The sequence below is a fragment of the Planomicrobium sp. CPCC 101079 genome (assembly GCF_007859275.1).
In the GTDB taxonomy this organism is placed as follows: Bacteria; Bacillota; Bacilli; order Bacillales_A; family Planococcaceae; genus Planococcus.
Genome location: NZ_VOHC01000002.1, coordinates 23,695 through 36,911, shown reverse-complemented (window position 1 = coordinate 36,911; position 13,217 = coordinate 23,695). Strand labels below are relative to the sequence as shown.

Annotated in this window: 13 protein-coding genes; 12 read left to right on the top strand and 1 reads right to left on the bottom strand. The window is 46.3% G+C overall.

Going from position 1 to position 13,217, the window contains the following annotated elements; all coding sequences use genetic code 11:
* Positions 1 to 121 precede the first annotated feature (121 nt).
* Entirely contained in the window at positions 122 to 949 is an 828-nt protein-coding gene (locus FQV28_RS00950; RefSeq protein WP_146493728.1) for an undecaprenyl-diphosphate phosphatase, read from the top strand.
* Between the two features lie 214 nt (positions 950 to 1,163).
* Here the strand turns inward: FQV28_RS00950 and FQV28_RS00945 are convergent, their stop codons facing one another.
* Positions 1,164 to 1,880, bottom strand: a complete 717-nt coding sequence (locus FQV28_RS00945; protein ID WP_146493727.1) for an NAD-dependent deacylase — start codon at positions 1,878 to 1,880, stop codon at positions 1,164 to 1,166.
* 144 nt (positions 1,881 to 2,024) lie between these two features.
* Here FQV28_RS00945 and FQV28_RS00940 point away from each other — a divergent pair, with 144 nt between their 5' ends.
* From FQV28_RS00940 to FQV28_RS00890, 11 genes are all read left to right on the top strand, one after another.
* On the top strand, positions 2,025 to 2,984 hold the full coding sequence (locus FQV28_RS00940) for an aldo/keto reductase (RefSeq protein WP_146493726.1): 960 nt from the start codon (positions 2,025 to 2,027) through the stop codon (positions 2,982 to 2,984).
* A 69-nt stretch (positions 2,985 to 3,053) separates the two neighbouring features.
* Positions 3,054 to 3,932, top strand: a complete 879-nt coding sequence (locus tag FQV28_RS00935; protein WP_146493725.1) for an ROK family protein — start codon at positions 3,054 to 3,056, stop codon at positions 3,930 to 3,932.
* A gap of 159 nt (positions 3,933 to 4,091) precedes the next feature.
* Positions 4,092 to 4,919, top strand: a complete 828-nt coding sequence (locus FQV28_RS00930) for an SDR family NAD(P)-dependent oxidoreductase (protein ID WP_146493724.1) — start codon at positions 4,092 to 4,094, stop codon at positions 4,917 to 4,919.
* A gap of 11 nt (positions 4,920 to 4,930) precedes the next feature.
* Complete coding sequence (locus FQV28_RS00925) at positions 4,931 to 5,977, top strand: ketopantoate reductase family protein (RefSeq protein ID WP_146493723.1); 1,047 nt, start codon at positions 4,931 to 4,933, stop codon at positions 5,975 to 5,977.
* A 21-nt stretch (positions 5,978 to 5,998) separates the two neighbouring features.
* Positions 5,999 to 6,649: a GntR family transcriptional regulator gene (locus tag FQV28_RS00920; protein ID WP_146493722.1), complete on the top strand. Its 651-nt coding sequence runs from the start codon at positions 5,999 to 6,001 to the stop codon at positions 6,647 to 6,649.
* Between the two features lie 19 nt (positions 6,650 to 6,668).
* Positions 6,669 to 7,685: an ABC transporter ATP-binding protein gene (locus FQV28_RS00915; protein ID WP_146493721.1), complete on the top strand. Its 1,017-nt coding sequence runs from the start codon at positions 6,669 to 6,671 to the stop codon at positions 7,683 to 7,685.
* Complete coding sequence (locus FQV28_RS00910) at positions 7,639 to 8,595, top strand: ABC transporter ATP-binding protein (protein WP_146493720.1); 957 nt, start codon at positions 7,639 to 7,641, stop codon at positions 8,593 to 8,595. The genes FQV28_RS00915 and FQV28_RS00910 overlap by 47 nt, the downstream gene beginning before the upstream one ends.
* A 27-nt stretch (positions 8,596 to 8,622) precedes the next feature.
* On the top strand, positions 8,623 to 9,636 hold the full coding sequence (locus FQV28_RS00905; protein WP_146493719.1) for an ABC transporter permease: 1,014 nt from the start codon (positions 8,623 to 8,625) through the stop codon (positions 9,634 to 9,636).
* A 12-nt stretch (positions 9,637 to 9,648) separates the two neighbouring features.
* Positions 9,649 to 10,467 (top strand): nickel transporter permease, encoded by an 819-nt coding sequence (gene nikC / locus FQV28_RS00900; RefSeq protein ID WP_146493718.1) that lies wholly within the window; start codon positions 9,649 to 9,651, stop codon positions 10,465 to 10,467.
* Positions 10,468 to 10,556: 89 nt separating this feature from the next.
* Positions 10,557 to 12,182, top strand: coding sequence for an ABC transporter substrate-binding protein (locus FQV28_RS00895; protein WP_146493717.1), 1,626 nt, complete (start codon positions 10,557 to 10,559; stop codon positions 12,180 to 12,182).
* Positions 12,183 to 12,262: 80 nt separating this feature from the next.
* A complete protein-coding gene (locus FQV28_RS00890) occupies positions 12,263 to 13,213 on the top strand; it encodes a M14 family metallopeptidase (protein ID WP_186763747.1) in 951 nt (316 codons plus the stop codon).
* Positions 13,214 to 13,217 lie beyond the last annotated feature (4 nt).

Here is a 13,217-nt window from a genome sequence, read left to right as displayed (position 1 = left end):
AAGCAACCAAAGATTTTCACTAAAAAATGTCGACGGTCTTATAAATGGCTCGTGTTTATGTAATAATGAGGAGTAGCGGCAACGCAAAATCCGCTATCGCAGAAAGAGGGAAAAAAGGTATATGGAATTATTCGATTTATTAAAAGCATTGATTTTGGGGCTTGTAGAAGGCATGACCGAATTTGCGCCTGTATCTTCGACCGGACATTTAATCATTGTCGATGACATGTGGCTGAAATCACAGGAGTTTCTGGGGAAATATCCGGCAAATACGTTTAAGATCGTCATCCAGTTAGGCTCGATTTTAGCGGTTGTCGTTGTGTTTTGGAAACGTCTTTTCAGTCTCGTCGGCTTATATAAAATAGACGGACAGAAGCAGAGCGGCCGCTTCAATTTGCTGCACGTAATCGTTGGCATGCTGCCGGCAGTAGTTCTTGGTTTTGCTTTCAAAGACTTTATCGATGATCATTTATTTGGCATCGAAACGGTCATTTACGCACTTGTGGTCGGGGCAGTACTTATGATTATTGCTGATAAATTCGGTCCGAAAAATCCAACTGTAAATTCATTGGACGAAATCTCATACCGCCAAGCGTTTACGGTCGGCCTAGTCCAGTGCTTATCACTATGGCCAGGATTTTCTCGCTCCGGCGCAACCATTTCAGGGGGCGTTTTGTTCGGATTGAATCACCGTACTGCTGCAGACTTCACATTCATCATGGCAGTTCCGATCATGTTCGGGGCGAGTCTAGTATCGGTTCTGAAAAACATGGACCAAATGTCAATGGACTATTTATCGTTTTACGTTGTCGGATTTGTCAGCGCATTTGTCTTTGCTTTGATTTCAATCCGCTTCTTCCTGACATTGATTTCGCGGATCAAACTTATGCCGTTCGCGATTTACCGTATCGCATTAGCAGCAGTTCTCGCTGTTATTGTCTTTATGTAATGAAATAACAAAAGGATGTTCCATCAGTCTGCAGAGTTGCAGCTTTTGGGGCATCCTTTTTTATTTTCAAGAAAATGGGGAATAGTGATTTCTAATATTTTCTGCATGAAGTTTTTAGATTTCTACATGAACTTTTTCGGCCCTAACATGACATACAGAATGTTCTTCATGAAATGCCCGCACACTTACGTGGGCTTTTGCAATTTCTACTCCGCTATCTCAAATAACTGTCCCATTCTTCCAGTACATCCCCGATGTTGCGGTCATGCACCACTTCATCGGCATATCCGTCGAGCTGTGTCGGTTCCCGGTTTACGATGATGACTCGCGCACCGTTTTCTTTTGCGATCAGCGGAAATTGATTAGCCGGCGAAACACTAAGAGACGAGCCGAGGACGATGAACAAATCTGCCCGGCTTGCTTCTTGCAGCGCCAACTCAAACGGTTTCTCCGGCAGCATTTCGCCAAACAGCACGATGGAAGGGCGCAAGACGCCGCCGCAAACGACACAATGATTAGTGCCTTCCAAATACTCGTCGCTGCTGTAGGTCCTGCCGCATTCCTGGCAATAGACGGTCTGCAGCGTTCCATGAAGTTCCGCGACTTGGCTGCTGCCTGCCAATTGATGAAAGCCATCGACATTCTGTGTGATGATGGATTTTACAGGGCCGCGTTTTTCCCATTCCGCTAACAAGTAATGGCCTTTATGCGGACCATATTCCCGCAAGCCTGCCATTCGGCTCCGGTAAAATTCAGTGAATTCTTCGGGGTTTTGATATAGCGATCCTATGCTTGCTATTTTTGCTAAGTTTTTCTGTTCCCACAATCCTTGGTTCGTTGAGCGAAAATCGGGCAAACCGCTTTCCGTCGACATGCCGGCACCCGTAAATACCACGGTATAAGATGAATCTTTCAGCCATTCTTCTATCATGCGCCATCCTCCTCAAACTTTATTGAATACCCTATACCCTGTTAGCAGAACTTTAATAACTAAGGAGAATGAAGGAGTTCCATCCAAAACAGCGAATTAATTTAAAGGCTATTGCAAAAAACTTTCTTCAGAGGAGGCAAAGGGATGAAATATACAAGTCTAGGAAAAACCGGTCTCGGTGTTTCAAATTTAAGTCTTGGAACAATGGCATTCGGCCGTTGGATCGATGAGAAGGCATCTATAGAAATACTGGATGCAGCACTTGATGCAGGCATTAATGTAATCGATACGGCTAATTTTTACGGCAAAGGCCAGGACGAGTCATTTAAATATGGAACTGGCGAATCAGAAGAAATTATCGGCCGCAATTTGAAAGGACGGAGGGACAAGGTAGTTTTAGCGACAAAAGTTGGTTTGCCGATGGGGCAAGACATTAATGATTTCGGTTTGTCCCGATTCCATATTATGAGGGAAGTGGAAGGTTCATTAAAGCGTCTGCAAACCGATTACATCGATTTGTACCAAGTCCACAGGTTCGACAATGAAACGCCGCTGGAAGAAACGTTGTCAGCTTTGAGCGATTTGGTCAAGCAAGGGAAGGTCCGCTATATCGGCTGTTCGAATTATGCGGCTTGGCAGATGGCGAAAGCGGGTGGCATCAGCAATTTACTTGGTTTGGAATCTTTTGTTTCATCCCAGTCCCAATACAATTTATTGTCGCGTGAACTGGAAAATGAAGTGGTGCCGTTTTGCTTGTCGGAGTCGATGGGGCTTTTGGTGTACAGCCCGATGGCGCGCGGTATGTTATCAGGAAAGTACAAGTCCCGTCATGAGTTGCCAGAAGACAGCCGGGCGGCAAGAGGCGAGCAGCTGATCCAAAATTATTTCACAGATGAGAACTTTGAGCGGGTCGAACAGTACAAAAAACTGGCAGAAGAACACGATGTGAATTTGTCGCAATTCTCGCTTTCCTGGATTCTCAATCAGCCGGCGGTAACGTCCGCTATAGTCGGCGCAAGCAAGCTGCATCATGTAACAGACGCGGTGCAAATCAGTGATTGGGCATGGACGCAAGAATTACAAAAGCAAGTGGCATCCATATAAGGTATATTGTTAATAGGACCGAATTAATGGTTAATCTATCAAAACGCAAACAGTGAAAAGAGGGTACTCATGGTTAAAGTATTAGGGGTGGACATTGGTGGAACAAAAGTGCGGATGAGTGTGGTGGATGAAGCAGGGAATATTTCGTTTGATGAAAAATTGCCTACGCAGTTTCCGCTTTACCCGTATTTGGAAGAACAAGTCTTGCGTTTTCTTGCGCTGGATCCAGAAATTGAAGCGATCGGCATCGGTACGCATGGTTTTGTCGATCCTGAACAAGGAAAAGTAATTTACGCAACCGACACATTGCCCGGCTGGACTGGCACACTTGTTAAAGAACAGTTGGAAAGTGCGACTGGCAAGCGAGTCGAAGTTGAAAACGATGCCAATGCCGCAGCACTCGCGGAAGCGAAGTTCGGAGCCGCGAAAGGCTACGGCCGGACGGTATGTTTGACGCTCGGCACAGGACTTGGCGGCGGTATTATTTGGGACGGCAAACTGCTTAGCGGCGGCAAACACGGCGGAGCGGCAGAAGTCGGCCACATGATTTTGTATCCGAATGGCGTACTTTGTTCATGCGGGCGTGAAGGCTGTTATGAGCAATATGTATCTGGAACTGCGCTCGTGCGCCGAATCAAGGAAGCTGGCTTGCCTGTTACTCCGCAAGAACTTTTTGTTCAAGCGCAAACCGATCCGGCTGCACAAAACGTAGTAGATGGTTTTACTAAAGACTTAGCGCTTATCATTAGTTCCTTGCAGGCTGCGTTTGATATGGATATCGTGGTCATTGGCGGTGGGGTGTCGGAATCGGCAGAACTTTGGTGGGGCCAACTCATTCAGCATTTGGAACCTCTTTTACTAAATCCCCTGGAAATCAAAGTCGCTCAATTTGAAAACGAAGCAGGAATCCTTGGAGCCGCTTTATTAGTGCTAGAGGATATAAAATAGAAAATATTTAAAAGCAGCAAGCCCTTTTAGTGGCTTGCTGCTTTTTTATTGCATAACTATCGGATAATAAACTGAATTTATTAAATATTTAAAAAATACATTGCTTTTAAAAAAAAGCGCGCATATAATAAGGAAAAATTACGAAAAGAGGCAGTTACTTTGAGACAAAGTGTTAACAGTTTACAGTTAACTTTTGAAAATAAAACAGTGATTGTCACTGGAGCTGCACACGGCATTGGGAGGGCGATTTGCAAAGAGTTTGCAAGCCGTGGGGCGCAAGTGGCGGCAATCGATATATTGAGCGAGCCGCTCGAACAATCAAGAACAGAAGCAGAAGCTGCTGCCGAAGCTGCTGCAGAAGCTGCTGGGACAAGCGGAAGCATTCGAGCTTATTGCTGTGATGCAACCGACTCGAAAGAAGTTGGCCGATTGCTTGAACAAGTGGCAGGAGACTTTGGGCAAATCGATATTTTAATTAACGTCGCTGGCGGCGTAGCCGGACAAGTACATCGGCCGATAGAGAAGGTGACGGACGAAGATTGGGCAAAGGTTGTCGACGTCAATTTAACTTCTACTTTTTATATGGTGCGTGCAGTTGCTCCGTATATGAAAAAGAACCGCTATGGAAGAATCGTCAATATTTCCAGCGGCGCGGGAAGAAGCAGCAGCTTGACCGGCATTCAGGCCTATACGAGCGCCAAGGCTGGCCAAATCGGTTTTACCAGGCAAATGGCCCGCGAACTTGGGCCGTTCGGCATCACCGTCAATAATGTCGCACCTGGATTTGTATTATCCAATCCTTCCACCCAAAAACAGTGGGACGCCATGACGGAAGAGGCGCAAGCCAATTTGGTAGATGCCATCTCCATTAAACGCCTAGGTACGCCAGAAGATATTGCCTACCCGGTGTTGTTTTTTGCATCTGATTTTGCTCAGTATGTGAGCGGTCAAGTGATTTCCGCAGATGGCGGGCTACAACTTTTTTAGGAGGCGTCAATATGGCAATTACAATTATCGGCTCTGGCGCCATTGGCGGCGTTTTGGGAGCTTACTTGCTCCGTGCAGGCAAAGAAGTGGCTTTTTGCGACATTGCCACGGACCATGTTGAAAAAATAAACAAAGAGGGCTTGACGATCGAAGGGCCGGAAGAAACGTTTACAGTTCATGGAAAAGCTTATACGCCCCAACAATTAGTGGAAAAAAATGAACCACTTGGCGTCATCTTCCTTTGTGTCAAAGCCCATCACACTGAAGCGGCTTTAAAACCGTTTTTTTCTTTGATGACCAGTGGTACTCAAGTGGTCTCGCTGCAAAACGGTTTGTGCGAACGCCAAATTTCAAAACTGGTCGGCGCTGAACGAACCATCGGTTGTTTTGTTAACTTTTCAGCGGATTATTTGGAACCTGGGCGAATCCTTTACGGCGGTGTCGCTTCTTTATACCTGGGAGAACTGGACGGGACGATTTCGGCCCGCATCCTTCGCCTAAAAGCAATCTTACAAAGTTGGGGACCGGCCAAAGTCACGGATAATATATGGGGTTATTTATGGGGGAAATTGTCTTACGCTGGCCTTCTTTACGCAACCGCTTTAGTCGATGAAACAATGGCTGCTGTCGTTAGAAAAGAAGAGCTGCGGGATACGCTAATGGAATTGTGCTCGGAAATTTTAGAGGTGGCAGACAAAGAAAGGGTTTCGCCGCTTGGTTTTGACGACTGGGATCCATCTCTCGTTTATCCAAGGGAACTGCGCGATAAAGAAAAACTCAACGGCCAGCTTAACAAGCTAGCCGAACGAATGGCTTCCAATAAGAAAACGAAAAGCGGTATATGGCGAGATTTAGCTGTCCGGAAACGGCAAACGGAAGTTGACGCCCAGTTGGTGCCAATCCTGGAAATTGCCGAAAGCCAAGGAGTTGAAACGCCGTTGCTGAGTGCTTTAGTGAAAGCCATTAAGGAAATCGAAACAGAGAAACGGCAAATGAGTTGGGCTAACTTATATGAACTAAAGAAAATCTATGAATCTTTGCCGGAAAAAGCAAGCTGAAATTGGAGGAGGAAGGGTGCGATGATTCTCGATCAACGGACATTGTCAGATGATGTTGCGAAAATAATAAGAAAACTGATTTTAAATGGGGAACTGGTTGCGGGAGAGCGCATCAATCAAGCACGTTTAGCAGAAAAACTCCAAATTTCCAGAGGGCCGGTGCGGGAAGCTTTAAAGCTTCTCCAAAACGAAGGGTTGATCAAACACGAAACGAACAAAGGGACTTTTGTTGCTACACTTTCCCAGCAAGATGCCTTTGAAATATATACGCTCCGTGCATTGCTGGAAGGCGAAGCGGCACAATTGGCAGTTGAACATTTAACCGAAAAAGATTTTACCAAGTTAGAGCGCTTGTTGGAGAAATTCCACCAGGCGATGGTAGAGCAGGATTTGGAAAAACAAGCGCAATGCGACATTCTGTTCCATGGGACAATCGTCAGTGCATCAAAGCATAATCGATTGATCAGCATCCATAAGCATATGGATACCCAAGTGGGGGCGATGTTTCTGACAATTGCCAATCAGGTGCCGCTGCGGGTGGAACAAGTGGTCCATAACCACCAAGTTCTGCTGGATGCGCTGCGTACGAAAGATTGCCAAACGATCCAAAAAACTTTTTCTGATCATTACACTGCAGCACTAAAAGACTTAGCGAAAGTAGCTCAATCATAAATCGAAGGGGGTTTTGATAATGCTATTAAATGTAAAAGACCTGTCCTTATCCCTAAAGAAAAATGGGAAGTACGCGACGATATTAGATCATGTCTCTTTCCAGGTAGAAAAAGGGGAAACGGTCGGAATCGTTGGCGAATCGGGATGCGGAAAAAGCATGACCGCATTGTCGCTGATGCGTTTGCTGCCTGAAAAAGCCCGGTTAAACGGTGAAATCAATCTTTTAGATGAAAACATTGCCAATTATTCAAAACGCAAATTGGAAAAAATCAGAGGCAATCAAGTGTCGATGATTTTCCAGGATCCTTTGACGTCGCTTAATCCACTGCAGACTGTTGGAACGCAAATCGAAGAATCGCTGATTTTGCACCGCAATATGACAAAAGAAGAACGGCGGACAAGAGTGGTGAAGCTATTGAAAGATGTCGGTCTTCCACGAGCTGAAGAACTGGTCAATGAATATCCGCACCAGTTATCCGGTGGAATGAGGCAGCGGGTTATGATTGCAATTGCGATGGCTTGTGAGCCGCAGCTCCTGATTTGCGATGAACCGACAACGGCGCTCGACGTTACAATCCAAGCGCAGATTCTGGAATTGATGGGCGAAATCAAACGGCAGACGCAGATGGGCATTATCATGATCACCCACGATATGGGGGTTGTAGCAGAAGTTTGCGACCGCGTCATTGTCATGTATGCCGGAAAAATTGTCGAAGAAGGGCCGGTCCTGGAATTGTTCCAAAACCCGACGCACCCTTATACTATCGGCTTGCTCGATTCTATACCGAAACTCGGCCAGCGTAAACAAAAATTGGGATCGATTCCGGGGACAGTGCCAGCTCCGGGCAATATGCCGGCAGGGTGCCGGTTTGCAGAAAGATGCCGCCATACAATGGCTATTTGCCGTACAACAGTTCCACCCATGTTCGATATAAAGACCGGCCATCAATCGGCTTGTTGGCTGTTTGACGAGAAGGGGGGGGACCAGGATGGCGTTGTTAGAAGTGACGAACTTGAAACAGCACTTCACCATTAAAAAAGGATTTATGGGTGAGAAAACCATTGTGAAAGCCGTAGACGGCGTCAGCATCGTAATCGAGGAAGGGCAGACTTTAGGCATTGTGGGCGAATCCGGATGCGGGAAATCCAGCCTCGGCCGCTCCATTTTGCGCCTTGCAGAACCGACGGAAGGCAGCATTAAATTCAAAGGCGAAGAAGTAACCGGCATGACTGCGAAACAGATGAAGGAACTGCGCAAAGAAATGCAGATTGTCTTTCAAGATCCATATGCTTCATTAAATCCGAGAAATACCGTAAGAACAATTTTGGAAGCCCCTTTGATTATCCATAATATCGGCACTCGTAAAGAGCGAAGAGAAAAGGTGGAACTGCTTGTAGAGAAAATCGGCTTGCGCAGGGATCAGCTGAATAACTTTCCCCACGAATTTTCAGGTGGGCAACGGCAGCGGATCGGCATTGCCCGGGCTTTGATGCTGGAGCCCCGTTTGATCATTGCAGATGAACCGGTCTCCGCTTTGGACGTTTCAGTGCAGTCCCAAGTTTTAAATTTGATGCTGGAACTGCAGCAGGAAATGAATTTGAGTTATATGTTCATTTCGCATGATTTGTCAGTTGTTCAGCATATTTCAGACAAAGTAGCCGTCATGTATCTAGGAAAAGTAGTTGAAATTTCCGATGTTGAAAAAGTTTATTCGGACCCTAAACACCCTTATACACGTGCTCTATTATCGGCGTTGCCAGTACCGGATCCATTGCAGAAAAAAGAACGGATTATTTTGCAGGGAGACCTGCCAAGCCCGTCGAATCCGCCATCCGGCTGTCCATTCCATACACGTTGCCCTATGGCAACAAAAGAGTGTGCGGAAATCGTACCGCCGCTGGAAGAAAAAACACCCGGCCATTTTGCTGCTTGTATTCATACTTAAACTTGTTCAGGAAGGAAGTGGGCTTGGATGCATGCCATACAATTTGTCGCTAAACGATTGTTGTTGATGATTCCGATTTTGATTGGCATTAGTATTCTTACATTTGCGATTTCCAATACCATTCCCGGCGATCCTGCCCGGTTGATTTTGGGGCCGAAAGCGACGCCTGAAGGACTGGAAGAGCTGCGTGAAGAAATGGGGCTCAACGATCCCCTTTACGTTCAGTACGGCCGCTATATGGGAGGGATTGTCCAAGGGGACCTTGGCGAAAGCACCTATTCCCAGCGACCGGTACTAAATGATTTATTGAGGTATACCCCAGCCACTTTTGAATTGACAATGTTTGCAATGGTTGTCACATTGTTGATCGGTATTCCGTTCGGCGTTATAAGCGCGAGCAGGAAAGATAAGCTTGCGGATCAATTTACCAGGGTGTTCGCCCTGCTGGGAGTAGCGATGCCTGCTTTCTGGTTGGGGCTGCTGTTGCTGTTGTTCTTCTATTTAAAGTTAGGTGTCTTGCCGGGATCAGGCCGTTTGGATGGCGGTATGGCGCCGCCAGATTATATTACCGGCATGTATACGGTAGACGCTTTGTTGACCGGGAACTGGCCGGTGTTTTATGCGGCGGTCATGCACTTGATTTTGCCGGGCATCACACTTGCAGCGGTAACCATTGGCATGATTACACGAATGACCCGTTCGAGTATGTTATCGGTATTAAAAAGCGACTATATCCGGACTGCTTATGCAAAAGGGGCGCCGGAAAACCGTGTGTTATATGGCCATGCTTTGCGGAACGGCGTCATGCCGGTCATCACATTGCTCGGCATGGCATTTGGCCACGCGCTCGGCGGCAGCGTCTTGGTGGAATCTGTCTTCTCTTGGCCTGGCCTCGGGCAATATGCGGTCAATGCGATTACGTATTTGGACTTTCCGGCAGTTATGGGGGTAACGCTTCTTATTGCAGTAATTTTCATTTTAGTCAATTTGATTGTTGATACGCTTTATTTCTTTATTGATCCGCGCTTAAAACACGATTAAGGGGTGGTTGAATTGGTCCGGAGAATAACAAGCAGCCCATTAACTTTGCTTGGGCTCATCATTGTGCTGATTATTTTAGTAACCGCAGCGTTTGCGCCGGTCATTGCCACCCACAGCCCCACTGAAGTGGATTTGCTCAGCAAATTGGAAGCGCCGAGCGCCGAGCATTATTTTGGAACGGATGAAGTTGGCCGGGATATTTTTAGCCGGATTGTCTACGGCACAAGAATATCGCTGCGCATCGGTTTGCTTGTAGTTGCGATTTCTTTCCCGATCGGAACAATTCTGGGAGCGATTGCAGGCTATATAGGCGGACGTGTCGATCAAATCATCATGCGAATCACTGATATTTTCTTATCATTTCCAGGAATCATCTTGGCGATGTCAATCGCGGCGGCTCTTGGACCGTCAATTGAAAACGTTATGCTGGCGCTCGCAGCAACATGGTGGCCTTGGTATACACGGATTGTCCGGTCGTCTGTTTTATCGATCAAACACTCAGAGTATATTGAAGCAAACCGCGCGCTTGGTGCCAATCCATTCCGTATTCTCTTTAAAGAAATTGTGCCGAACGCAATGGCGCCAGCCACTATCCAGGCTTCACTCGATTTAGGCTTTGTTATCTTATCGGCAGCAGGACTCAGTTTTATCGGCCTTGGGGCGCAGCCGCCTTCTCCGGAATGGGGAGCGATGTTATCCAATAGCCGTGAAATATTAAGGGAAGCCTGGTGGGCAGCCACTTTCCCAGGAATGGCCATTCTTCTCACTGTATTAGGGTTCAATTTGCTTGGGGATGGATTGAACGATGTGCTTGATCCGAAACAACGCTGATATTCCAATGAGCCCAATGAAAGGAGGATTGGAGCAGCGGCTCACTTTAAATTTGCCAGTTATTCATTCAAAACTAAGGGGGAAGTAGAATGAAAATCAAAGATCGATGGTTCAGGTTGATGACTTTTTTAATCATGGCGGCTTTTGTACTTGCAGGATGCCAAAATTACAGCGAAGAAGCGGAAGGTACTCAGTCTTCAGATACTCAAGCACCGGCGGCAAACGAGAATTTCGATGATAAAGTGTTCAATTTTGCGACGAACGAAGATATTCCGCAGCTAGATCCGCATGGATCAGCAGCGAATACCGCTTTCCGTGTAACTTATATGCTATATGACCGGCTGGTGACATATGAGGGGGCATCAACAGAACCGCAGCCGATGCTTGCGGAAAGCTGGGAGGTCTCTGAAGACGGCAAAGAATACACTTTCCATTTGGTGGAAAATGCTACTTTCCATGATGGTTCGCCTGTAACTGCTGAAGCTGTCCAGTATTCATTTACCCGTGCTATGGATGTCGGAAAATCGGCAGCCGGGATTTTCAGCAAAGTCATTGATAAAGACAGTTTTGAGATTATTGACGACCATACAATTAAAATCACGTTAAAGCAGCCATTTGCTCCATTCATCAGTACGCTGGGAACTGTTTACGCCAACATTCTCAACCCGAATTTGGAAGAAAACCACGGCGACGATCTAGGTGAAAGCTACCTTGCTGAAGCAGAAGTAGGTTCCGGCCCTTATACGCTTGAAAGCTGGGACCGCGGAGAAAAATTAGTCATGAAAGCAAACCCGGATTACTGGGGCGGTGCGCCTACGATGGAAACAGTAAATATCAACTTTGTTTCCGAAGCTTCCACAGCACGCCTTATGCTTGAAAAAGGGGAAATTGACTTGATCGACAATTCCATGGTTTCTCCGGAAGTTCTCAGCCAGATGGAAGGGACGGATGGAGTGGAAATTGTTAAAGCAACTGGTTATCAAATTGATTACATGCCGATGAACATTGAAAGCGGCCCATTGTCTGATGTAAGGGTCCGCCAAGCGATCGCCCACAGCATCAACTACGACGCGCTTCTTGAAAGTGTGTATTTAGGGCAGGCGGAACGCATTGTCGGCGCGGTTCCAAAAGGGATGTTCGGCTTTAATCCGGATGCCAAGCTTTACGAATATGACTTGGACAAAGCGAAAGCGCTGCTCGAAGAAGCCGGGCACGCTGAAGGCCTTACATTGGAAATCGCCATTTCTGAAAATGACGAAGTCCGAAGCAATACGGCATTGCTGCTGCAATCAGACCTTGAAAAAGTTGGTGTGACATTGGATATCAAAACTTACGCATGGCCAACTTTCTTGGATTTGGTAACTAGCGGGAAACATGACTTCGGTTTGGTTTCTTGGACTCCGGATTATCCGGATCCTGACTACAACTTATGGTATTTCGCCCATTCATCCAGCAAAGGCCCAGGATTCAACTTGGCATTCTATGAAAACAGCGAAGTGGACCAGTTGCTGGAAGAAGCAAGAACGAGCACGGACGAAAGCTTGCGTGAAAACAATTACATGGAAATCCAGAATATCATGGCAGAAGAAGTGCCGTATATTTTCGTTGCCCAGCCGAATTTACAGGCAGCTTCAAGATCTTGGGTGAAAGGCTATGAACTGAACCCGATGAACGTTTGGTATGTGCCGTTCCACAAAATCACAAAAGAACAATAAAAGCGGGAGCGGCTATTTTTACAGCCGCACCCCCTTTTTTTAGAAAAACGATAATCTAAAGAAATGAAGGGATGATAAGGATGGGTGCTAACTGGGAAATCGGATCTTTATCTGCCGCTCCTGAAGAAAAAACAAAAGACTATCTAACACTTCCAACAATCGAAGAAAAATTGCCGGCTTTTTTAATCAATGGTTCTGAAGAAGGTCCGAAAGTTCTTGTATTAGGCGGAATCCATGGCTGTGAATATACATCAATCGATGCGGCCCAAAAGCTTGGCGCAACACTCGATCCTACGCAAGTGAAAGGAAAGGTCATTGTTCTTCCGATTGCCAACCCGGCGTCTTTTTATGCGCGCAGCATTTATGTTCATCCACGGGACCAAAAAAACTTGAATCGGATGTTTCCAGGTGATCCGAACGGGACAGATGCAGAACGGCTTGCTTATTGGCTCAATGAACTTGTATTCAAGCAAGTGGATTATATCATCGATTTGCATGGCGGCGACATGATTGAAGCATTGGTGCCGTTTTCGATTTACCATGTCACGAAAGATGAAAAAATCTTAGAAACTTCAAAAGAGATGGCTTCGTTATTTGATATCGAATATGTCATCGGCAGCAGCGGACAAGTGCCTGGTTCTACATATGGGTGTGCAGCAGAGCAGGGCATTCCGGCCATTATTGCTGAAGCTGGCCAGCAAGGGATATTAAGTGGAGAGCATTCTGTGCTTCTTCAAGACGGCGTAAAAAATATTCTCATGTCACTCGGCGTATTAGAGGGGGAAGTAAAGAAAAGCGATTCAACTTATATTTCTGTATTTGATTGGTATCGTTCCGATTTTAAAGGGCTTTGGTATCCTGCAGTATTGATCGGCGATACGGTGAAAAAAGGCCAAGTATTGGGGAAACTGACAAATGAATTTGGTGAAACGGTAAAAGAAATCGTCTCCAATACAGAAGGTGTGGTTCTTTTCTTGGTCAGTTCACTTGCCATAAACGATAACGATCCGTTACTTGCAGTAGGGGCGTGAGTCA